This is a genomic window from Sinorhizobium sp. NFACC03 (genome assembly GCF_900103435.1).
GTDB lineage: Bacteria > Pseudomonadota > Alphaproteobacteria > Rhizobiales > Rhizobiaceae > Ensifer.
Window position 1 is genome coordinate 1 of the sequence record NZ_FMXF01000005.1, and the last position, 23,198, is coordinate 23,198.

Annotated in this window: 20 protein-coding genes; 14 read left to right on the top strand and 6 right to left on the bottom strand. The window is 62.2% G+C overall.

The features are described from left to right. Positions 1-107 (top strand): hypothetical protein (locus tag BLU35_RS09705; protein ID WP_143032913.1); only part of this gene is annotated, 107 nt, incomplete at its 5' end. A 294-nt stretch (positions 108-401) separates the two neighbouring features. On the opposite strand, the gene BLU35_RS09710 is transcribed toward BLU35_RS09705, so the two are convergent. The 4 genes from BLU35_RS09710 to BLU35_RS09725 all read right to left on the bottom strand — a co-directional run bounded on the left by BLU35_RS09710 (position 402) and on the right by BLU35_RS09725 (position 4,345). Further along, positions 402-590, bottom strand: coding sequence for a hypothetical protein (locus BLU35_RS09710; protein ID WP_058328737.1), 189 nt, complete (start codon positions 588-590; stop codon positions 402-404). 168 nt (positions 591-758) lie between these two features. Then, positions 759-989, bottom strand: coding sequence for a hypothetical protein (locus BLU35_RS09715; protein WP_058328736.1), 231 nt, complete (start codon positions 987-989; stop codon positions 759-761). Between the two features lie 370 nt (positions 990-1,359). Then, positions 1,360-2,982, bottom strand: coding sequence for an ABC-F family ATP-binding cassette domain-containing protein (locus BLU35_RS09720; RefSeq protein ID WP_093232946.1), 1,623 nt, complete (start codon positions 2,980-2,982; stop codon positions 1,360-1,362). A gap of 307 nt (positions 2,983-3,289) precedes the next feature. After that, on the bottom strand, positions 3,290-4,345 hold the full coding sequence (locus tag BLU35_RS09725) for a LacI family transcriptional regulator (protein ID WP_057254246.1): 1,056 nt from the start codon (positions 4,343-4,345) through the stop codon (positions 3,290-3,292). A 520-nt stretch (positions 4,346-4,865) separates the two neighbouring features. On the opposite strand from BLU35_RS09725, the gene BLU35_RS09735 reads away from it, so the two are divergent. The 11 genes from BLU35_RS09735 (at position 4,866) to BLU35_RS09785 (ending at position 17,915) form a co-directional block, all read left to right on the top strand. Beyond that, positions 4,866-6,101: an ABC transporter substrate-binding protein gene (locus BLU35_RS09735; RefSeq protein WP_058324202.1), complete on the top strand. Its 1,236-nt coding sequence runs from the start codon at positions 4,866-4,868 to the stop codon at positions 6,099-6,101. A 208-nt stretch (positions 6,102-6,309) separates the two neighbouring features. Further along, entirely contained in the window at positions 6,310-7,218 is a 909-nt protein-coding gene (locus BLU35_RS09740; protein ID WP_093232948.1) for a carbohydrate ABC transporter permease, read from the top strand. Next, complete coding sequence (locus BLU35_RS09745) at positions 7,211-8,161, top strand: carbohydrate ABC transporter permease (protein WP_057254252.1); 951 nt, start codon at positions 7,211-7,213, stop codon at positions 8,159-8,161. Before BLU35_RS09740 ends, BLU35_RS09745 begins: the two co-directional genes overlap by 8 nt. Positions 8,162-8,165: 4 nt before the next feature. Beyond that, entirely contained in the window at positions 8,166-9,260 is a 1,095-nt protein-coding gene (locus tag BLU35_RS09750) for an ABC transporter ATP-binding protein (protein WP_093232949.1), read from the top strand. 90 nt (positions 9,261-9,350) lie between these two features. Then, positions 9,351-11,825: a beta-mannosidase gene (locus BLU35_RS09755; protein WP_093232950.1), complete on the top strand. Its 2,475-nt coding sequence runs from the start codon at positions 9,351-9,353 to the stop codon at positions 11,823-11,825. A gap of 5 nt (positions 11,826-11,830) precedes the next feature. Next, positions 11,831-12,520, top strand: a complete 690-nt coding sequence (locus BLU35_RS09760; protein ID WP_093232951.1) for a D-lyxose/D-mannose family sugar isomerase — start codon at positions 11,831-11,833, stop codon at positions 12,518-12,520. 64 nt (positions 12,521-12,584) lie between these two features. Further along, the gene (locus tag BLU35_RS09765; protein WP_093232952.1) at positions 12,585-13,346 is read left to right on the top strand and encodes a sugar phosphate isomerase/epimerase family protein; all 762 of its coding nucleotides are present in this window, start codon (positions 12,585-12,587) and stop codon (positions 13,344-13,346) included. A 15-nt stretch (positions 13,347-13,361) separates the two neighbouring features. Further along, complete coding sequence (locus BLU35_RS09770) at positions 13,362-14,540, top strand: Gfo/Idh/MocA family protein (RefSeq protein ID WP_093232953.1); 1,179 nt, start codon at positions 13,362-13,364, stop codon at positions 14,538-14,540. Positions 14,541-14,904: 364 nt separating this feature from the next. After that, on the top strand, positions 14,905-15,933 hold the full coding sequence (gene mgrA, locus BLU35_RS09775; protein ID WP_058328731.1) for an L-glyceraldehyde 3-phosphate reductase: 1,029 nt from the start codon (positions 14,905-14,907) through the stop codon (positions 15,931-15,933). A gap of 275 nt (positions 15,934-16,208) precedes the next feature. Continuing rightward, a complete protein-coding gene (locus BLU35_RS09780; RefSeq protein ID WP_057254265.1) occupies positions 16,209-17,315 on the top strand; it encodes a TRAP transporter substrate-binding protein in 1,107 nt (368 codons plus the stop codon). 186 nt (positions 17,316-17,501) lie between these two features. Further along, the gene (locus tag BLU35_RS09785) at positions 17,502-17,915 is read left to right on the top strand and encodes a cupin domain-containing protein (protein ID WP_057254267.1); all 414 of its coding nucleotides are present in this window, start codon (positions 17,502-17,504) and stop codon (positions 17,913-17,915) included. 305 nt (positions 17,916-18,220) lie between these two features. Here BLU35_RS09785 and BLU35_RS09790 read toward each other — a convergent pair whose 3' ends face one another. Together BLU35_RS09790 and BLU35_RS09795 are read right to left on the bottom strand one after the other, a co-directional pair. Beyond that, positions 18,221-20,074, bottom strand: coding sequence for a TRAP transporter large permease (locus BLU35_RS09790; RefSeq protein ID WP_093232954.1), 1,854 nt, complete (start codon positions 20,072-20,074; stop codon positions 18,221-18,223). Next, positions 20,071-20,646: a TRAP transporter small permease subunit gene (locus tag BLU35_RS09795; RefSeq protein WP_058324212.1), complete on the bottom strand. Its 576-nt coding sequence runs from the start codon at positions 20,644-20,646 to the stop codon at positions 20,071-20,073. The genes BLU35_RS09790 and BLU35_RS09795 overlap by 4 nt, the downstream gene beginning before the upstream one ends. A gap of 356 nt (positions 20,647-21,002) precedes the next feature. Between BLU35_RS09795 and BLU35_RS09800 the strand changes: the two genes are divergently transcribed. Together BLU35_RS09800 and BLU35_RS09805 are read left to right on the top strand one after the other, a co-directional pair. Then, a complete protein-coding gene (locus BLU35_RS09800) occupies positions 21,003-22,622 on the top strand; it encodes a glycoside hydrolase family 43 protein (RefSeq protein ID WP_502688149.1) in 1,620 nt (539 codons plus the stop codon). 125 nt (positions 22,623-22,747) lie between these two features. After that, positions 22,748-23,149 (top strand): RcnB family protein, encoded by a 402-nt coding sequence (locus tag BLU35_RS09805; RefSeq protein ID WP_058324214.1) that lies wholly within the window; start codon positions 22,748-22,750, stop codon positions 23,147-23,149. Positions 23,150-23,198 lie beyond the last annotated feature (49 nt).

Consider the following 23,198-nt stretch of genomic DNA (forward strand, 5'->3'; position numbering starts at 1 on the left):
CCAACGTCATCCAGGCGCAGCGCGACTTCTTCGGCGCCCACGGCTTCGACCGCATTGACGGCGCCGACAGCCATCACGGTCCGTGGGGCAGCGGCCTCAACGGCTAAAGCAATTCCAGGAAAAGTGCAAAGCGGTTTTCCGTCCGGAACTGCGTGATTTCAAAGACTTAGATCGCTTCAGTTTCGATGAAACAATGAAGTGATCTAAGTCTCGACGACAGAGCAGCTTGAGACGGGGCGGCCTTGGCTGCCCCGTTTTGCGTTGGGGCTGCCGCCGCCGCTTCGTTCGGACAAGATGCTAAAGCGCGTCGCGATCTTCCAGATTTGCTCCTAGCGCTTTAAGTTTTCGATATTTCGCATGTCGTTATCGCAAAACCGCTGCGCACTTTTGCGCGACACGCTTTAGCCCGTCATCGATGAGGTCGCTGATATCCCTGTGCCGCCCGATGCACCCGGATTGGAGCAGGATTTGATTGGCAGGACGGCGAACACCGAGGCAATCATCAGCACAATAATGATCAGCACCAGCCTGTCGGTGAAGGTGGCTCGAAAGATCTGCAGCACATAGTGCTTGGTCTTCATCGTGCCCACGCGCTTTCATCGCCATCTGCGCATGATGGCTTCCGTGCACCGTGGACGTCATACGTCCGTTCATGTGAATTTGCTTGCTTCGTCGGGAAACTGCTGACGTCGTGTATTGTTCCGGGAAGGGCGCCTGGCGCTGCGATTGCCGCCAGGCGCTTTCGCCGATGGGCGTAACTAACGCCGATAGGCGTTGCGGTCGCCACCCGAGCGGCGGCGCTGTGCCCGCAGCTTGCCCAGCCTTTTCGGCGGATCGACAAAGATCACCAGCAGAAACCCGACGGCCATAAGCACGTATGCCGGGATGCCGGTCGCCGCGCTGCCGAAGAAAGCGCAAAGGGTGGCCAGCGCAAGGTAGATGCCGATGGTGAAGGGGTTGGATACAAAGCCCCATACGCGGTTCGTCATTCGGTCTTTCCATGCAATTTTCGGTGTCATGCCGAACATCACCTGTCTGAAGTGATTGGCAGCAGATGCTGCGATGGCGCCCCAGCCAGCCCAGCAATATGTGAATGGTGAGCGTCGCGACAATGACACTCGGACCTTTGACTGCGCGAATCGGACCAAAGTCCCATCGATTTCAAGCGGCCATCCGGTAGGATCTGTAGCAGCTGCTACGGTAGCACTTCACAAGAACCTAGTTTTTTCAGTACCGATTTAGAGCGGAGTCGCGTTGTGCGTTCGGACTTTGCTTGTGGACCCTCGGTCCCCGCCGAGGAAGGCGGGCACTGCGAATGCTGGGCGCCGGCGCGCGACGCCCAGCTCGCCTATTTTCGTGTCAGCTCCGCAGACCGGGAGCTTCCTGGCCGGTGCGGGCGACATATTCGGTGTAGCCGCCGCCATACTGGTGGATGCCGTCCGGCGTCAGTTCGAGCACACGGTTGGACAGTGCGGCGAGGAAGTGGCGGTCGTGCGAGACGAAGAGCATGGTGCCTTCGTAGTCCGCCAGCGCCTTGATCAGCATTTCCTTGGTGTCGAGGTCGAGGTGGTTGGTCGGCTCGTCGAGAACCAGCAGGTTCGGCGGATCGAACAGCATGATTGCCATCACCAGGCGGGCCTTCTCGCCACCGGAAAGCACCCGGCACTTCTTCTCGACATCGTCGCCGGAAAAGCCGAAGCAGCCGGCAAGCGCGCGAAGCGGTGCCTGGCCTGCCTGCGGGAACGTGTCCTCAAGCTGCTGCAGCACCGTGCGGTCGCCATCGAGCACGTCCATGGCATGCTGGGCGAAGTAACCCAGCTTGACGCTGGCGCCAAGCGCGACGTTGCCTACGTCCGGTTCGGTCGAGCCGGCAACGAGCTTCAGGAGCGTCGACTTGCCGGCGCCGTTGATGCCCATAATGCACCAGCGCTCGCGCCGGCGCACCATGAAGTCGAACCCTTCATAGATGCTGCGGCTGCCGTATTTCTTGTGCACGCCCTTGATGTTGATGACGTCTTCGCCGGAGCGTGGCGCCGGGCGGAATTCGAAAGCGACGCTCTGGCGGCGCTTCGGCGGCTCGACCCGGTCGATCTTGTCGAGCTTCTTCACCCGGCTCTGAACCTGAGAGGCGTGCGAGGCGCGGGCCTTGAAGCGCTCGATGAACTTGATCTCCTTGGCGAGCATAGCCTGCTGGCGCTCGAACTGCGCCTGCTGCTGCTTCTCGTTCTGGGCGCGCTGCTGCTCGTAGAAGCCGTAGTCGCCCGAATAGGCGTTGAGCGAGCCGCCGTCGATCTCGATGATCTTGGTGATGATGCGGTTCATGAACTCGCGGTCGTGCGAGGTCATCATCAGCGCGCCGTCGTAGTTCTTGAGGAAGTCCTCGAGCCAGATCAGGCTTTCGAGATCCAGATGGTTGCTCGGCTCGTCGAGCAGCATCACGTCGGGCCGCATCAGAAGAATACGGGCAAGCGCCACGCGCATCTTCCAGCCGCCCGAGAGCGCGCCGACATCGCCGTCCATCATCTCCTGGCTGAAGCTCAAGCCCGCCAGCACCTCGCGGGCGCGGCCTTCCAGCGCGTAGCCGTCGAGCTCCTCGTAGCGTGCCTGCACCTCGCCGTAGCGCTCGATGATCGCATCCATCTCGTCGAGCCGATCCGGATCGACCATCGCGGCTTCAAGCTCGCGCAGTTCGGCGGCGACTTCGCTGACCGGCCCGGCGCCGTTCATGACCTCGGCAACCGCGCTGCCGCCCGCCATCTCGCCGACGTCCTGGTTGAAGTAGCCGATGGTGATGCCCTTATCGACGGCGACCTGGCCTTCGTCAGGCACTTCCTCGCCGGTAATCATGCGGAAGAGCGAGGTTTTGCCGGCGCCGTTCGGGCCGACGAGGCCGACCTTTTCGCCGCGGTTGAGGGCGGCGGAGGCTTCGATGAAAAGGATGCGGTGGCTGAGCTGCTTGCTGATGTTTTCGATGCGGATCATGTCTGCTGTAGCCTGAAGGGAGGTGTGGGGCGCCGTCGCGCCCGATTGTTGCCCCGGCCTGTCGCAGGTTTCTGCGTCACAAGCAAGACTTCAGGGTGCTTCCGCGTCGTTTCACGACGCCCATGGCAAACTGTCGCTGGTCGACGACAGAGGGGCACGCCGTCTCCCAGATCCTCATTCCTGTGCCTGTCACAGGAATCCAGTCAGGCCCAAGTCTTTGGGCCGAAAAGACTCTTCCGCGCCGCGGACGCGGCGCTGCTGGATCCCTGTGACAGGGCACAGGGATGAGGGCGGAGATGTTTTCGGCTCAGGCCCGCAGACCGCGCGTGATCGGCGGCTGGAACTCCGGCTGGCTGAGGCTCTGCAGCGTTTCCGGCGGTTGGCCGTCGATATGGCCGATGACCGCCTTTGCCAGTTCGCGACCGGCAACGCGGATGTCCTCGTACATGGTCATCACCTCCGGGCGAAGCCAGCGCAGGAAGTCGCTCGGGGACTTCGAAACCATGTCGCAGTCTTCGCCGAGCTTCTTCTTGGCCATCTCCAGACCGGCGATCAGCGCGATCGCGCCTGAACCGCTCCCCGAGATGATGCCGTCGGGCGCGTCCTCCGAGCGCATCAGCACCTCGAAGGCGTCGCGGATTTCGACCAGAGAATGGTCGATATTGGTCTGGTGGAAGCCGATTGCATCGGCCTGAAAGTCGCGAAGGCCCCGTTCGAAGCCGGCGCGCATATGCGAATAAAAGGTGAGATGCGGCGGCGGCTCGAGCAGCACCAGGCGCCGCCGGCCGCGCGCGACGAGCTTGCGCACCGCCTCATAGGCGAAGCGCTCGTTGTCGAAGTCGTGATAGGGGTGGACGATGCCCATTTCGGTGCGGCCGTGGGTAACGAAAGGCAGGCCGCGCTCGGTCAGAAGTGCCACGCGCGGATCGTGCGGCTCGGTGCGCGAGATGATCACGCCGTCGGCAGCGCCCGTGTCGAGGATGTAGCGGATCGGCGCCAGGGCATCCTTGACGGCGCTATAGGGGGTGACCACGAGGTGATAGGGCGTGCCCGCGAGGATCTCGGTGATGCCGACGACCATCGGGCTGGTGATGCCCATGATCTCTTCTTCCAGCGTCAATACGAGACTGATGACGTTGGTCTTGCCGGTTCTGAGCCGCACGCCGGCGCGGTTCGGCTGGTAGCCGATCTGCTTGGCGACGAGACGCACGCGTTCCTTGGTTTCCGCGCCGATATCGGGCGCATCCTTCAGCGCCCGGGAAACCGTGGTGATGCCGAGCCCGGTCATGAAGGCGATCGTCTTCAGCGTTGGCCGGCCGCCATCCGGCAGTGTTTGCGGCCTGTTTTTCGTCTTGCTGTCCATTGCCGTCACCCGCCCACTCTCTGCCCGCGCGCCGCCAGTTTTGCCCGCCCGGCGGCGAAACGCGTCGGTTCAGCCCTGTCCACTGCTGCCTGCCGCGTCACTTTATCGCCTTATATACGAAAAGCAGCGAGCGGCTATCCTGCTTTGGACCGATAAAATTGCTTCAAATCTGTAACGATACAGTTGCGATGTCGAGCGTTTTCGTTGCTGCACTGCGGAATCTGAAGCGGTCTGGTTGAATCGCACCTTGGGGCGGGTGTCTTTTGCGCTTGCGAGACGATGATCTCCACAACGGCGCAAGGCACTCGCTGAAGTTCTATAAATATCAGCTATATAAGCGAGTCTTCTGCAAGACGCGAAGGGGCAGGCGCCGGGCGCAAAGCGCTTTGGACTTCCGCTGTCATCTGCACGCAATAGGTGTTTTCTAAGATTCTGTTTAAATCGATTGTGGTGGGTGTTGCGTCCTGTAATCGATTGCATTAAGTTTTTTACGGTAACGTTACAGTGAGGGAGGAGACTCATGAAAATACGTTCTTTTGCAGCCATGCTCGCGACCGCGGTGGCCCTGCCACTCGGTGCGGCCAGTGCCGCCGATCTTGAAGTAACCCATTGGTGGACGTCCGGCGGCGAAGCAGCCGCGGTCGCGGAACTCGCGAAGGCCTTCGACGCAACGGGCAATCACTGGGTTGACGGCGCAATCGCCGGCTCCGGCGGCACTGCCCGCCCGATCATGATCAGCCGCATCACCGGCGGTGATCCGATGGGCGCCACGCAGTTCAACCACGGCCGCCAGGCAGAAGAGCTGGTTCAGGCCGGCCTGATGCGCGACCTGACCGACGTCGCGACCCGCGAGAAGTGGAAGGACATCATCAAGCCGGCAAGCCTGCTCGATTCCTGCACCATCGACGGCAAGATCTATTGCGCCCCGGTCAACATCCACTCCTGGCAGTGGCTGTGGCTGTCGAACGCCGCCTTCAAGACGGCCGGCGTCGAAGTTCCGAAGAACTGGGACGAGTTTGTTGCCGCCGCACCGGCGCTGGAAAAGGCCGGCATCGTGCCGCTCGCAGTCGGTGGCCAGCCCTGGCAGGCAGCCGGCGCCTTCGACGTGCTGATGGTGGCGATCGCCGGCAAGGACACGTTCCAGAAGGTCTTTGGCGACAAGGACGAGGAAGTGGCGGCCGGTCCTGAGATCGCCAAGGTCTTCAAGGCCGCTGACGACGCCCGCCGCATGTCCAAGGGCACCAATGTCCAGGACTGGAACCAGGCGACGAACATGGTCATCACCGGCAAGGCCGGCGGCCAGATCATGGGTGACTGGGCTCAAGGTGAATTCGCGCTTGCCGGCCAGAAAGCCGGAACGGATTACACCTGCCTTCCGGGTCTCGGCGTCAACGAGATCATTTCGACCGGTGGCGACGCATTCTACTTCCCGCTGCTGAAGGACGAAGAAAAGTCCAAGGCGCAGGAGGCGTTGGCTTCGACGCTGCTCGATCCGAAGACCCAGGTCGCCTTCAATCTCAAGAAGGGCTCGCTGCCGGTGCGTGGCGACGTCGACCTCGCAGCCGCCAACGACTGCATGAAGAAGGGCCTGGACATCCTTGCCAAGGGCAACGTGATCCAGGGCACCGACCAGCTGCTTTCGGCCGACAGCCAGAAGCAGAAGGAGGACCTGTTCTCCGAATTCTTCGCCAACTCGTCGATCACGCCGGAAGACGCGCAGAAGCGTTTCGCCGACATCATCGCGAACGCGGAGTAACCGCAACTGCCTGATTGACCGGTCCCGCCGTAATGGCGTGGGCCGGCCAAGGCCTCCCTTTCGGCACGACGTGCCGACAGCCGCGCGTGCGTTCGCCTTCACGCGGCACTTAGGGAGCGGTTGTCGCCCTGATGCGGCACGACGTCGACGTTGATCGCGCGGCGCTGCCCATCGTCCGAAACCCATTGCAGTTCCGGAGGAACGAAACATGGCAGGCTACACACAAGGTTCGGGCCGACCGAACCAGTGGCTGCGGAACCTGAACGCGAAGATTGCCTCCGTCCCGATGATCCTGACGGCCGTGGTGATTTTCCTCGGCGGCACGATCTGGACGGTCGTCTATTCCTTCACCAATTCCAAGCTCTTGCCGCGGCTATCCTTCGTCGGCCTCGATCAGTACGAGCGCCTCTGGGACGCGCCGCGTTGGCTGGTCTCGGTGCAGAATCTGGCGATCTACGGCGTCTTTTCGCTGATCTTCAGCCTGGTCATCGGCTTCGTGCTGGCGGCGCTGATGGATCAGAAGATCCGCTTCGAAAATACCTTCCGCACGATCATGCTCTATCCCTTCGCCCTGTCCTTCATCGTGACGGGCCTGGTGTGGCAATGGCTGCTCAATCCGGAATTCGGCATCCAGTCTGTGGTGCGTTCGGCCGGCTGGGAGAGTTTTACCTTCGACCCGCTCTATAACGCCGACATCGTCATTTACGGCATCCTGATCGCCGCGCTCTGGCAGGGCACCGGGCTCGTCATGTGCCTGATGCTCGCTGGGCTGCGCGGCATCGACGAGGACATCTGGAAGGCGGCGCGCGTCGATGGCATTCCGATGTGGAAGACCTACATCTTCGTCGTCATCCCGATGATGCGCGGCGTCTTCATCACCACGCTGGTGATTATCGCGAGCGGCATCGTCAAGGTCTACGACCTTGTGGTGGCGCAGACGAGCGGCGGCCCCGGCATCGCGTCGGAAGTGCCGGCCAAGTACGTCTACGACTACATGTTCCAGGCGCAGAACCTCGGTCAGGGCTTCGCCGCCTCGACCATGATGCTGATCACCGTCGCCATCATCATCGTGCCTTGGGCCTATCTGGAATTCGGGGGAGGGCGCAAGCGTGTCTGATATCGTTGCTTTCAATTCGGTGGCTGACGAAGCCGCACCCCAGGCGCAAGCCGACAGGGTTATCGCCGGCCCACGCGGTCGCAAACCCCGCCGGGCGCTGTCGGGCCGTAACATCATGATCTACGGCACGCTGATCGTCGTGGCGCTCTACTACCTGCTGCCGCTCTATGTGATGGTCATGACCTCGCTCAAGGGCATGCCGGAAATCCGGCTCGGCAACATCTTCGCGCCGCCGGTCGAAATTACCTTCGAGCCGTGGGCGAAGGCCTGGGCGAGTGCCTGCACCGGGCTTAACTGCGACGGCCTTTCGCGCGGCTTCTGGAACTCGGTGCGCATCACCGTTCCCTCGACGATCGTCTCGATCGCGATCGCCTCGGTCAACGGCTATGCGCTTGCCAACTGGCGCTTCAAGGGCGCGGAGCTGTTCTTCACGATCCTGATCGTCGGCGCCTTCATTCCCTATCAGGTGATGATCTACCCGATCGTCATCGTGCTCCGGGAAATGGGCATCTACGGCACGCTGACCGGCCTCATCATCGTGCACACCATCTTCGGCATGCCGATCCTGACGCTGCTCTTCCGCAACTATTTCGCCGGCCTGCCGGAGGAACTGTTCAAGGCGGCGCGCGTCGATGGCGCCGGGTTCTGGACGATCTACTTCAGGATCATGCTGCCGATGTCGCTGCCGATCTTCGTCGTGGCGATGATCCTGCAGGTCACCGGCATCTGGAACGACTTCCTGTTCGGCGTCGTGTTCACCCGGCCGGAATACTACCCGATGACGGTTCAGCTCAACAACATCGTCAACTCGGTCCAGGGCGTGAAGGAATACAACGTCAACATGGCGGCGACGATCCTGACGGGTGCCGTGCCGCTCTTCGTCTACTTCGTCTCCGGACGGCTTTTTGTTCGCGGCATCGCCGCCGGCGCAGTGAAAGGGTAAGGACATGCAAAACGTCAGCGTATCGGTCAAAGACCTGTCGTTGAGCTTCGGTGCCGTCACTGTGCTCGACACGCTCAACCTCGACATCAAGGACGGCGAATTCCTGGTGCTGCTCGGCTCGTCCGGCTGCGGCAAGTCGACCCTGCTCAATTGCATCGCCGGCCTGCTCGATGTCAGCGACGGGCAGATCTTCATCAAGAACAAGAATGTCACCTGGGAGGAGCCGAAGGACCGCGGCATCGGCATGGTGTTCCAGTCCTACGCGCTCTATCCGCAGATGTCGGTGGAGAAGAACCTTTCCTTCGGCCTGCAGGTTGCGAAGGTCCCGAAGGAGGAGATCGACAAACGTGTGCGCCGCGCCTCCGAGATCCTGCAGATCCAGCCGCTCCTGAAGCGCAAACCGTCTGAGCTTTCCGGTGGCCAGCGCCAGCGCGTGGCGATTGGCCGGGCGCTGGTGCGCGACGTCGACGTGTTTCTGTTCGACGAGCCGCTCTCCAACCTTGACGCCAAGCTGCGCTCGGAGCTGCGCGTCGAGATCAAGCGGCTGCACCAGTCGCTGAAGAACACGATGATCTACGTCACCCACGATCAGATCGAGGCGCTGACGCTGGCTGACCGCATCGCTGTCATGAAGAGCGGTGTGATCCAGCAGCTGGCCGATCCGATGACGATCTACAACGCCCCGGAAAACCTGTTCGTCGCCGGCTTCATTGGCTCGCCGTCGATGAACTTCTTCCGCGGCGAGCTGCTGCTTGGGGACCAGCGCGCCTACGTCCACGCCAACGGCGTCGATTTCGACGTGTCCGCCTATCCGTCGCGGGCACCCCTCGTGCACGGGCAGAAGGTTGTCCTTGGCCTCAGGCCCGAACATGTGCGCGTCGACGAGGCGGCAAGCGGGGCTGCGGCCTTGCACCGGGCGGTGGTCGATATCGAGGAACCGATGGGCGCCGACAATCTGTTGTGGCTGAAACTCGCCGGTCAGTCGATGTCGGTGCGCATCGCCGGCCAGCGGCGCTATGCGCCAGGCACGGCCGTCACGCTCTCCTTCGACATGGCGGTTGCCTCGATCTTCGATGCGACGAGTGAGAACCGGATCTGAGATAAAGGACGTGCCGGACAGAGACCTCTGTCCGGCGTCTCCCAGCAATGACAGCGCCGGCGTCGCCGGTTGATCCATGGAAATACGACAATGCTCTCTGAGGACTACACCCGAACCGCCATCCGTCTCGACATTTCAGGGGATTGGCAGCTCAGCTCGGTCGACAACAGCCACAGCTTGGCTATGGCGCTGCCGGGCGACGTGCACTCGGCCTTGCAGAAAGCGGGCGTGATCGAAGACCCCTATGTCGGTCGCAACGAGAATGACGTGCAGTGGGTGGCGCACAAGGACTGGGTGATCGAGCGAACAGTCACGGTCGCCGCCGACGAACTCGCGGGCTACTGGTATCTCGACCTCGAATGCCTCGATACCGTTGCCTCGGTCTTCGTCAACGACACGCTGGTGCTCGAAGCGGAGAACTGCTTCCGCCGCTATAGACCCGATGTTTCCCGCGCTCTCGTCGCCGGGGAGAACCGCATCCGCATCGTGCTGCATTCCTCGATCGCCGAAGGCGCGCGCCGGCAGGCCGAGCAGCCCTTCTACGTGCCTTACCATCCCGGCAATTCGCCGATCGCCAATGGCAACATGCTGCGCAAGCCCCAGTGCCATTTCGGCTGGGACTGGAACATCGCAATCGCGCCGCTCGGCGTCTACGGCGAGCTCGCGCTCTGCCGGCTGGAGATCGCCCGCATCGAGCATGTGACGACCAAGCAGGTCTGGCTTGAGGACGGTTCGGTCGACCTTCTGGTGACGGTGACGCTGTTTGCCGACGCGCCCGGCATCGTCCCCATACATTTTTCGCTCGACGAGGACCGCGAGCGGCTGGACTGCGCCGTCGGCAAGGGCGAGACGCGCATCACCCATGTCTTCACCGTCGCAAAACCAAAGCGCTGGTGGCCGGCGGGTAGCGGCGAGCAGCATTTGTCACATCTGACGGTCGAGGTGCCGCAGGAGCAAGTGAGCCGCCAGATCGGTTTCCGCACGATCGAGCTGGTGACCGACAAGGACGAGGCCGGCAGCCGCTTTGCCTTCCGCGTCAACGGCCGCGAGATCTTCTGCAAGGGTGCCAACTGGATCCCGGCCGATGCGCTGATGTCGCGGGTGACGCCAGAGGGCGTCGAGGATCTGCTGACCTCGGCAGTGGACGCCAACATGAACATGATCCGGGTCTGGGGCGGCGGCTTCTACGAGCCGAACTGGTTCTACGATCTCTGCGACCGGCTCGGGCTTTTGGTGTGGCAGGACTTCATGTTCGCCTGCAACCTCTATCCCTCGACCCCGGATTTCCTGGAGAATGTCGCGGCAGAGGTGGATTATCAGGCAAAGCGCCTGTCGTCGCATCCATCGATCACGGTCTGGTGCGGTGACAACGAGCTGGTCGGTGCACTCACCTGGTTCGACGAGCCGCGCAAGGATCGCGACCGCTATCTCGTCTCCTATGATCGGCTGAACCGCACGATCGAGGTGGCGCTGAAGGCCGCACTTCCCGAAGCGATCTGGTGGCCGTCGAGCCCGGCGTCCGGCTATCTCGATTTCGGCGACGCCTGGCATGCCGATGGTTCCGGCGACATGCACTACTGGTCGGTTTGGCACGAGAACAAGTCCTTCGACAATTACCGCACCGTGCGCCCACGTTTCTGCTCGGAGTTCGGCTTCCAGTCCTATACGTCGATGCCGGTCATCCGGCAGTTTGCGGCGGAGAAGGACCTCAACATCGCGTCGCCTGTGATCGAGAGCCACCAGAAGAATGTCGGCGGCAATGAGCGCATCGCCGGCACGATGTTCCGATATTTCCGCTTCCCCAAGGATTTCCCGGCTTTCGTTTATCTCAGCCAGGTCCAGCAGGGGCTGGCGATCCGCACGGCCGTCGACTATTGGCGCTCGCTAAAACCCCATTGCATGGGCACGCTCTACTGGCAGCTCAACGACACCTGGCCGGTCGCCTCCTGGTCGAGCCTCGACTATGGTAGTAGCTGGAAGGCGATGCACTATATGGTCCGCCGGTTCTTCCAGCCGGTTTCGGTCGCGGCCATCCCATCGGCGGATGGCAGAGAGATCGCCTTCTCGATGGTCAACGATACGGCGGAGCCGGTGACGGTCGAGCTTCAGACCTTCTTGGTTTCGCTCGATTGCAAGCGCACGCCGCTGACGGCGGCCGCCGGCACCTGCAGCCCGGATCGCGCGGCGACCCTGGTGACGCTTGCGGCTTCCGATATTCCGGCGGATCACCTGTTGTTCTGGTCGTTCGATGCATCGAACGGCATGCGCGGCGAGGGGCACCACGCCAACGGCACCTACAAGGCACTCGACCTGCAACCGTCCGGTTTGACACTCGATGTGGCGCCGGCGGGCGAAGGCGCTTTCGACGTCAGCGTCAAGGCAAGCGGCCTGGCGCTGCATGTGATGATCGAGGCCGATGTCGCCGGCCGATACTCCGACAATGCCTTTGATCTGCTGGCCGGGGAAACCAAGCTTGTCCGCTTCACGCCGAAGGTGCCGCTCGCCGCAGGCGAGCTTCCGCGCTTTGCCGCCTTCGATCTTGAATCCTGCCAGGGAAAAGGTTGACCGCCATGAAACGCAGCCACGTCAACGATATCATCGCCGAGAGCGGTGCCTTCATGAAGAGCTACGGCTTCACACTGCCGCCCTTTGCCTACTGGTCGCCAGAACAACTGAAGGCGCGGGTCGCCTCTGACAGCCCGACGATCTTCGATGCCCGGCTCGGCTGGGACATCACCGACTACGGCAAGGGACGCTTCGATGAATTCGGGCTCGTGCTCTTCACGCTGCGCAATGGCAACGCCGCGAACCTCACGACCGGCCACGGCATGGTCTATGCCGAGAAGCTGATGATCACCGCCAAGGACCAGGTCAATCCGCTGCACCGCCATGCGGTGAAGACCGAGGACATCATCAACCGCGGCGGCGGCTCGCTGGTGCTGCAGATGTACAATTCGAGGCCTGATGGCACCGTCGACGAGGAGAGCGATGTCGTCGTCGCCACCGATGCGCGACTTCGCACACTCAAGGCTGGCGAACTCTTGAAGCTCAAGGCCGGCGAAAGCGTCACGCTTTTGCCCGGCAACTGGCACGCCTTCTGGGCCGAAGCCACGGACGTGCTGATGGGCGAGGTTTCGACCGTCAACGACGATCTCACCGACAACTATTTCCGCGAGCCCGTCGGTCGCTTCTCGGCGATCGAGGAGGACGCGGCACCCACCCACCTGCTGGTGTCGGACTACGACACCTGGCTCAAGTGATCCCAGGACCCCAACCCCCAAGGGCAATTGACCCAAGACCAAACGATCTTTCGAGGAGGATTTCATGAAGGACGTCAGTTTCCAGCTTTATAGCGCCCGCAATTTCCCGCCGTTCGCCAATGTGCTCGAGGCACTCGGACAGGCCGGCTACAGCCAGGTCGAAGGCTATGGCGCACTCTATGCGGCGCTCAGCGACGCGGAGATCGCGAGCTTCAAGGAAGGGCTCGACAGCAATGGCCTCGCCATGCCGACGGCGCACTTTGGCTTGGACATGCTCGAAAGCGATCCGGGCCGCGTGCTGGAGATCGCCAAGGCGCTCGGCATCCAGGCGATCTATTGCCCGTACCTGATGCCCGACCAGCGCCCGACGGATGCGGCCGGCTGGCGTGCCTTCGGAGAGCGGCTGCAGAAGGCCGGCAAGCCCTATCGCGATGCCGGGCTGATCTTCGGCTGGCACAACCACGACTTCGAATTCTTTGCCCTTCCTGACGGCAGCATTCCGCAGGACCTGATCTTCGAAGGCGGACCGGATCTTTCCTGGGAAGCCGACATCGCCTGGATCATCCGCGGCGGTGCCGACCCGATCGCCTGGATCAGGAAATACGGCGACCGCATCACCGCCGTCCACGTGAAGGACATCGCGCCCACCGGCGAGAAGAAGGACGAGGACGGCTGGGCCGATGTCGGCGAGGGCACAGTCGACTGGAAAGGCCTGTTCCAGGCGCTCTCAGGAACCAAGGCCCGCTACTTCATTGCGGAACATGACAATCCGAGCGATTTCAAGCGCTTCGCCAAGCGTTCGCTCGCCTCCATCCAATCCTATTGAGAAGCAGGTTCATCCATGACCAAGGAACTTGGCGTCGGCATCATCGGATGCGGCAACATCTCCACCACCTACTTCAAGCTCGCTCCCCTCTTTAAGGGCATCAAGGTCGTCGCCTGCGCCGACATCAACCCGGCGGCAGCCGAGGCGCGGGCAGCCGAATACGGCGTCGAGGCGCAGAGCATCGAAGCGCTGCTCGCCAATCCTGACGTCGACATCGTCGTCAACCTGACGATCCCGGACGCGCACTACCCGGTGTCGAAGGCGATCCTCGAGGCCGGCAAGCACGTCTACTCTGAAAAGCCATTGGTGCTTTCGCTCGAACAGGGCGAAGACCTCAGGGCGATCGCTAGGGACAAAGGCCTTTCCGTCGGTTGCGCACCGGACACCTTCCTCGGCGGCGCGCACCAGCTGGCCCGCAGCACCATCGATGCCGGCAAGATCGGCCGGGTGACGTCTGGCACCTGCCACGTGATGAGCCCGGGCATGGAGATGTGGCATCCGAACCCGGACTTCTTCTTCCTGCCCGGCGGCGGCCCGATCCTCGATCTCGGCCCCTATTACATCGCCAACCTGATCAACCTGATCGGGCCGGTGAAGCGCGTCGCAGCACTGTCCTCCATGGCCAACCCGACCCGCACCATCACCAGCGAGCCACGCAAGGGCGAGGAGATCCCGGTCAAGACCCCGACCAACATCCACGCGCTGCTCGAGTTCCAAAATGGCGCGACGATCACCCTGTCGGCGAGCTGGGATGTCTGGTCGCATCGCCATGCCAATATGGAGCTCTATGGCACCGAAGGCTCGCTCTACGTGCCCGATCCGAACTTCTTCGGCGGCAAGGTGGAGATAAGCGGTCGCGACAGGAACATTGAGCCACTGGAACCCTGGGATCATCCCTTCGGCGTCGAAAACCAGGAGCATCCGCAGGGACCGATGGCGAACTACCGCACCGCCGGCCTAGCCGACATGGCGCAGGCGATCCTTGAAGGCCGCGATGCCCGCTGCTCGCTCGACCGGGCGCTGCACGGCGTCGACGTCATGGTCTCGATCCTGAAATCGGGCGAGGAGGGCCGCTTCATCGAGCTCTCCACCACCTGCACGCAGCCGGCCGCGCTCGGCATCGAGGAGGCGCGGGCGCTGCTGCGGGAGCGGCAAGAAGAAATGTCGGGAAATCGCGTCGCTGCGGCTTCATAGGGGGCAGCCGTCCGGCACGCGCGCCGCGGACCAGGGGGCCCTCTGCAAACTCGGAAGAGAGGCTTCCGGGGGAGAGCTGCACCCCAACCTCCCTCATCCTCGCCCTTGTGGCGGGGATCCAGCGACACGACGTCTGTCGGGTCAAAAGACTATTCAGCCCAAGGACTTGGGCTGGCTGGATTCCTGTGACAAGCACAGGAATGACGGAGATTTTGGCTGGGGCAAAGCTTCCCTCGCGAGCGTTCGGCGATTAGAGATATCTTTGACAGCAAGCTTGGGTTTCCGTGATCACGGAAACCCTTCTCGTTTTGAGGGATGGTAGGTGCATGCCGCCATCCGGATACGGATCGCGGAGGATTGTGCGATGACCTGGCTACCGGCGGAAAACCGCTACGACACCATGAAGTATAACCGCGTCGGCCGCTCCGGCCTGAAGCTGCCGGCGATCTCGCTGGGGCTCTGGCACAATTTCGGCGGTGACACGCCGCATGACCGCAAGGTCGACATGTGCCGCACCGCGTTTGACCTCGGCATTACCCATTTCGATCTCGCCAACAATTACGGCCCGCCTCCGGGCTCGGCCGAGACCGCCTTCGGCGAAATCATGCGCACGGATTTCGCCCATCTGCGCGATGAGCTGATCATCTCGTCCAAGGCCGGCTACGATATGTGGGCCGGTCCTTACGGCGAATGGGGCAGCCGCAAGTACATGATCGCTTCCTGCGACCAGAGCCTGAAGCGCATGGGGCTCGACTATGTCGACATCTTCTATTCGCACCGTTTCGATCCGGACACGCCGCTTGAAGAAACCTGTGGCGCGCTCGACCATATCGTGCGTTCGGGCAGGGCGCTTTATGTCGGCATTTCCTCCTACAATTCGCAGCGCACCCGCGAAGCGGCTGCAATTCTCAAGGATCTCGGCACACCGTGCCTCATCCATCAGCCGAGCTATTCGATGCTCAACCGCTGGATCGAGGACGATGGCCTGATCCACACGCTCGAAGATCTCGGCATCGGCTCGATCGTCTTTTCGCCGCTTGCCCAGGGCATGCTGACGACCAAGTATCTGCAGGGCATTCCGAGCGACAGCCGGGCGGCGCAGAACCACTTCCTCAAGAAGGACTTCATCCGCCCGGAGATCATCGACAACATCCGCAAGCTGAACGGCATCGCCGAAAAGCGCGGCCAGACTCTGGCGCAGATGGCGCTTGCCTGGGTGCTGCGCAACGGCCGGATCACCTCGGCGCTGATCGGCGCCAGCCGCTCCGAACAGATCGTCGATTGCGTCAAGGCGCTCGAAAACGACACGTTCACGGCGGAGGAGCTGGCCGAGATCGATCTCTATGCCCGTGAGGCCGATATCAACCTCTGGGCATCGTCGGCCGAACGCTAAGTTCTGCTGAAAACATTGATTTGCCTGCATTTTGGGCAAAACTGCCTGCTTTCCGGCGCATTAGACAAAAGTCGAATAGGTGCCGGAAAGCGCCTTCTGGACATGGTCCGGTGTTTCTGTAAGGTGCTGCAATGCCGGTCGATTGCGACGCCGATTTGCGTCGTTTCGGCAGGTTAACGAGGAGGAGCCACCGTCGCCCGGGAAGGGGCAGGGTGGATTGATGGGTGGTAGCGCTGATCGCGGCCGCCCTTTTGGCGAGAACTAGGGGAGGAACCATGGATCGCCGTTCATTTATCAAAAACGCAAGCCTCGGTGGCTTGGCCGCAGCGGGTGCTGCCGCGCTTGCAACGCCGGCCATTGCGCAGGCAAACCCCAAGATCAACTGGCGCCTGGCATCGTCGTTCCCAAAGTCGCTCGACACGATCTATGGCGGCGGTGAAGTGCTAGCGAAGCATGTGTCGGAAGCGACCGACGGCAACTTCCAGATTCAGGTCTTCGCCGCCGGCGAAATCGTGCCCGGCCTGCAGGCTGCTGACGCGGCGGCTGCCGGTACGGTCGAGGCTTGCCACACGGTTTCCTATTATTACTGGGGCAAGGACCCGACTTGGGCGCTTGGTGCCGCCGTTCCCTTCGCGCTCAATGCGCGCGGCATGAACGCCTGGCACTACCACGGCGGCGGCATCGATCTCTTCAACGAGTTCCTGGGAACCCAGGGCCTCGTCGGTTTCCCCAACGGTAATACCGGCGTGCAGATGGGCGGCTGGTTCCGCAAGGAGATCAAGACGGTCGCCGACATGCAGGGCCTGAAGATGCGCATCGGGGGCTTCGCCGGCAAGGTCGTCGAGAAGCTCGGCGTCGTGCCGCAGCAGATCGCCGGCGGCGACATCTATCCGGCGCTCGAAAAGGGCACCATCGACGCCGCCGAATGGGTCGGCCCCTATGACGACGAGAAGCTCGGCTTCTACAAGGTCGCGCCCTACTACTACTATCCCGGCTGGTGGGAAGGTGGCCCGACGGTCCACGCCATGTTCAACAAGGCGGCCTTCGACGGCTTGCCGAAGAACTACCAGTCGCTGCTGCGCACCGCCTGCCAGGCGACCGACGCGAACATGCTGCAGAAGTACGACTACCTGAACCCGTCGGCGATCAAGCGCCTGGTGGCTTCCGGTGCCAAGCTCAGCCCGTTCAGCGCCGAAATCCTGTCGGCCTGCTTCGACAAGGCGAACGAAGTCTATGCCGAAATGGAAGACTCGAACCCGACCTTCAAGAAGATCTGGGACTCGATCAAGGCCTTCCGCGGCGAGTACTACCTCAACGCCCAGATCGCCGAATACAACTACGACACCTTCATGATGATCCAGCAGCGCGGCGGCAAGCTCTAAGCTTTCGCCTGTTGCTGATGACAAAGGGCCGCTCGCAACGTCTGTTGCGGGCGGCTTTTCGTTTCGGCCGGAGGCCGCCGGCGTCCCGACGACCCTGCATTTCTGATCCCTACGCATGCGCAGGAGGCGCGGCACGGCAGCGGTTTCGTGGTATGGTTGCGGCCTTGATGAAAGGGAGAAGGTGCAATGCCAAGCGAAGGCCAATCGGTCGTGCTCGGTCCCCATCAGGGCCGCCGGTACGACATGGGTGCCATACAGGCTGTCTTCAAAGCCGATCGCCCGGAAACCCTAGGCCGCTTTTCGATCTCGGAATGGTGGCTCGATGCTCGGCATGAAGGACCCGGCGCTCACAAGCACGACGACAATGACGAGATTTTCTACGTCATCGAGGGCACCGCCAGCATCCTGGTCGGCGACACCTGGCACCAGATGGCCAAGGGCTCGCTCTGCGTCATCCCGCGCGGAACGATGCATGATTTCCGCAATGAGAGCGCATCGCGCATGGGTCTGCTCAACGTCTATGTCGGCGGACCGTTCGAGGAGATGATGCCCATGATCGTCGACTGGTATCGCGACAATCCGGCCAAGAGGATCGATTGAGCAAGTGCGTTTGGTGTGGCTGCCCTGAGATTGCTGACAGACCTCGACGATGGCCTGCGGCGATATGCGTGCCCCGTTCTCCCTCATCCTCGCCCTGGTGGCGGGGATCCAGCGATCCGACGTCCGTCGGATCGAAAGACTCTTTTCAGCCCAAGGACTTGGGCTGGCTAGATTCCTGTGACAGGCACAGGAATGGGGGAGAGTGTGGTTTGCGCTCGACCTCCTACAGGCATCGAGTATTGTTGTCGGCAAACGAAAAGGGCGGCCCTTGCGGGGCCGCCCTTATGTTTTGTGTGCCAGCCGTCTTACTTGAACGAAGGCGGCTGGCTGAGGTCGTTTGACGGTGCCGTCTGCGGCTGGGCACCCGTGCCGCCGAACGAAGGCGGCTGGCTGAGGTCGTTCGAGGGCGCGGTCTGCGGCTGGGCGCCGGAGCCGCCGCCCTGATCCGCAGGCTTCTGGTCGAGCGGGCTGCCGCCTGGAAGCTGCAGGCCGCCCGGAAGGCCGAGGCCACCGCCATTGTCCGGAAGCGTCAGGCCACCACCCGGCGCAAAGCCCGGCACCTCGATCTTGATTGTGTTCGGATCGACGCCCATGCCCGTTCCCTTGTAGTGCATGACCATCTGCGGGAACATGATCGTCAGCGCCACCATCAGGATCTGGATGCCGACGAAAGGCACCGCACCCCAGTAGATCTGCCCGGTCGTGACGGGCTGGATCGTCTTGCCGGTGATTTTGTCGAGATAGGGCACCTTTGCCGCGACCGAACGCAGATAGAAGAGCGCGAAGCCGAAGGGTGGGTGCATGAAGCTCGTCTGCATGTTGATGCCGAGCAGAACGCCGAACCAGATGAGGTCGATGCCGAGCTTGTCGGCGGCGGGCGCCAGGAGCGGCACGATGATGAAGGCGAGCTCGAAGAAATCCAGGAAGAAGGCCAGGAAGAAGACGAGCAGGTTGACGGTAATGAGGAAGCCGGTTTCGCCGCCCGGCATCGCCGTCAGCAGGTGTTCGACCCAGATGTGGCCGTTGACGCCATAGAAGGTGAGCGAGAAGACGCGCGCACCGATCAGGATGAACAGCACGAAGGCCGAAAGCCGGGTCGTTGCCGTGAGCGCCCCGCGCACCACGTCCATGTTGAGACGGCCCTTGGCGGCTGCCATGATCAGCGCACCGACGGCGCCCATCGCACCGCCTTCGGTCGGCGTCGCGATGCCGAGGAAGATGGTGCCGAGGACGAGGAAGATCAGCGCCAAGGGCGGAATCAGCACGATGATGACCTGCTGGGCAAGCCTCGACATCGCATTGATCTTCAGGCCGCGGTCGATAAGCGCGACGACGTAGATGACGATGACGCCGACGGTGCCGCCGAGGATGTCGGCATTCTCGCCCTGGGTCGGGTAGAGATAGACGTGGGCGGCATACGCGATGCCTGCCGCCACCGCCAGCGCAACGGCGAGCGACGTGACGCCGGAACCGAGCGTGCGGGCTTCCAGCGGCAGGGCCGGCATCGAATCGCGCCGGATGAAGGTCATCAGCAGGATGTAGACCATGTAAAGGCCGGTCAGCACGAGGCCCGGGATCAGGGCGCCGGCGTACATGTCGCCGACCGAGCGGCCGAGCTGGTCGGCAAGAACGATGAGCACGAGCGACGGCGGGATGATCTGGGCAAGCGTGCCCGAAGCCGCGATGACGCCCGAGGCGACCTTCCGGTCATAGCCGTAGCGCAGCATGATCGGCAGCGAGATCAGGCCCATGGCGATGACCGAGGCGGCAACGACACCGGTGGTGGCTGCGAGCAGCGCGCCGACGAAGATGACCGCATAGGCAAGACCGCCGCGGATCGGGCCGAAGAGCTGGCCGACGGTATCGAGCAGGTCTTCAGCCATGCCCGATTTCTCGAGCACGATCCCCATGAAGGTAAAGAATGGGATGGCGAGCAATGTGTCGTTTGACATCACCCCCCAGAACCGGTCCGGCAGTGCATTGAGCAGCGGCCAGGAAAGATTGATCGAGTCCGACAGCGGCGCGAGCTCGACGCCGATGATGAAGAACAGCAGGCCGTTGGCGGCGAGCGAGAAGGCGACCGGGTATCCCAAGAGCAGGAACACGATCAGCGACGCGAACATGATCGGCGCCAGGTTTTCAGCAATGAATTCGATCATGGACGGGTCTCCGGAGACACGACATCGTCAAGCGGCGCATGGGTCGGCACATAGGGTGTCGGGTCTTCCATGTTTCCGGTCATGATCGCGATCTTCTTGATGATTTCCGACACACCCTGGAAGGCGAGCAGCAGGAAGCCGACCAGCAGGATGGCCTTGGCCGGCCAGATGATCAGGCCGCCGGCCGAGGAGGAGACCTCGCCCGAGACGTAGGACATCTTCACGTAGGGGAAGAGGTAGTAGAGCACCAGGAGAACGAAGGGCATCAGGAACAGCAGGTGTCCGAGCAGATCGATCCAGTGCTGCACGCGACGCGAGAACTGGCCGTAGACCACGTCGATACGGATGTGTTCGTTCTGGCTGAGCGTGTAGGCGGCGGCAAACATGAAGGCGGCGCCGAACAGGTACCATTGCGCCTCGAGCCAGGCGTTCGACGACATGTTGAAGATTTTTCGGATCACGGCATTGCCGGCGCTGACGAGCACTGCCGCCAGGATCAGCCATGAAACGCTCTTTCCGATGAATTCCGTGATCGTGTCTATTAATCGGCTGAAGCCGAGCAAAGCTCTCATCGATTTCCTCCCCGCGATGGCTCTTATGGTTCTTGTGCCAAGCACAGCCAGAGTGCCGATTTCAAGCGCGCGTTCAAGTCCGAGGTACGATTTTCCCGTGTAGTTCGGCCGCCTCCGACTAAAGTAGAATAAGCTGTCCCGGCGCTCTGCCCATTGTTTGTGCAAACCCGTACCGCTTCGTCGGTCTGAGCGTGAGCGGACGGTTCCCGCCGGCGCGTCAGCGGTGCGAATCGGTGTGGAAAGACGGCCATAGAGAGGTGCTTGAACGTCTTACTGCAACGTTGCAGTCTTGAAATCGTATGATTTTTGAGATCGGATGTGCGCACCAACGGAGGACGCCGAAACCCATGACTGCCATGATCCGCAACCCGATCCTGAAGGGGTTCAACCCGGACCCTTCGATCTGCCGCGTCGGCGACGATTACTACATCGCGACCTCCACCTTCGAATGGTATCCGGGCGTGCAGATCCATCACTCGCGTGACCTGGTGAACTGGCGGCTCGTGCGTCGGCCGCTGGAGCGGGCAAGCCAGCTCGACATGCGCGGCAACCCTGATAGCTGCGGCGTCTGGGCGCCGTGCCTGTCCTACAACGACGGGCTGTTCTGGCTGGTTTACACAGACGTCAAGCGCTTCGACGGCAACTTCAAGGACGCGCACAACTACATCGTCACGGCGGAAGCGATCGAGGCGACCTGGTCGGATCCGGTCTACGTCAATTCCTCCGGATTCGATCCGTCGCTCTTCCACGACGATGACGGCCGCAAGTGGTTCCTCAACATGCAGTGGAATCACCGCACCGAGAGTTTCGGCGGTTCGCCCAAGCATCCGGCTTTCGACGGCATTTTGCTGCAGGAGTGGGACGAGCGCACACGCAAGCTTGTCGGTCCGGTGAAGAACATCTTTGCGGGCTCGGCGCTCGGCCTGGTCGAGGGGCCGCATCTCTTCAAACGCAATGGCTGGTACTACCTGACGACGGCGGAAGGCGGCACCGGATATGATCATGCCGTGACCATGGCGCGGTCGCGCACGATCGATGGTCCCTACGAGATGCATCCGGATACCTACCTGATGACATCAAAGGATCACCCGGAGGCGCCGCTGCAGCGCGCGGGACACGGGCAATATGTCGAAACACCTGATGGTCAGGCCTATCACACGCATCTCTGCGGCCGGCCGCTGCCGCCGCAGCGTCGCTGCACGCTCGGCCGCGAGACGGCGCTGCAGAAATGCGTCTGGCGCGATGACGGCTGGCTCTATCTCGAAAGCGGTGGCCCGGTGCCGGAGGTGCTCGTGCCCGCTCCAGTTCAGGTCGAGCGGATACCGGCAGCGACCGTCGTAGAGACGGATTTCAACGACAGTGCGCTGCCGATCGAGTTCCAGTGGCTGCGCACACCGCAGCCGGAGCGGATCTTTTCGCTCGAATGGCGGCCCGGGCATCTCCGGCTCTTCGGGCGCGAGAGCATGGGCAGTTGGTTCGAGCAGGCGCTGGTCGCCCGCCGACAGGAACATCACGCCTTCCGCGCCGAGACGACGGTGGATTTCAAGGCCGAAACCTATCAGCAGGTCGCGGGCCTGACGCAGTACTACAATCGTCACAAATTCCACGCGCTCGGCGTGACGTGGCACGAAACGCTCGGGCGTGCGCTGACCATTCTCTCATGCCCCGGCGATTTCCCGCATGGCCGGCTGGAGTTCCCTGTCGGCAGCGGCATCGCCATTCCGGATGGACCGATCGACCTTGCCATGGAGATCCGCGACAACGATCTGCAGTTCTTCTGGCGGGAGACACGAACAGGGGATTGGCGCGCGATCGGCCCGGTTCTCGATGCGGGCGTCGTTTCGGACGAGGGCGGTCGCGGCGAGCATGGATCCTTCACCGGTGCTTTTGCCGGGATGTTCGCCTTCGACACGTCGGGGGTGGGCAAGGCCGCCGATTTCGACCATTTCCGCTACGTCAGCCTTGCGGAAGGTTGAGTAATGGATATTAGGAATACAGCATAAGCGTCAGATATCATTACGTATTTGTAATGTAGCGCTTTCATATTCGGTTCAGGAAGAGGGGGCTAATTTTCGGGTGAAGACAACGAAAGGACACCCGAATGAAACGTCTCCTGATCGCGCTCGTCGCCAGCTCCGTTCTGATCGCGCCGGTCGCGGCACTTGCCCAGCCGGCAGGATCCTTCGAGGTGGCGCAGAACTATGACCGCTCCCGCCGCCCAATCGACCGGAATGGCGATCGCCAGATGGATCGTCACGTCGACCGCCACGTCGACAAGCACGTCACGATCGAGAAACGGGTGATCGTCAAGAAGAAGGAACGCTGGGCGCGCGGCCATCGCCTGTCGCCGGCCGACCGCCGCCACATGGCCCAGGTGCGCGACTATCGCTATTACAAGCTGCGTCCGCCGCCGCGCGGCCAGCAGTGGGTGCGGGTCGACAACGACTTCCTTCTGATCAGCCTTGCAACCGGCGTCATCGTCGGCCTGGCGACGGCACGGTGAGGACAATCTTCTGGCCAGGGGCGGCGGTTGCGCCGCCGCTGGCCAGCAA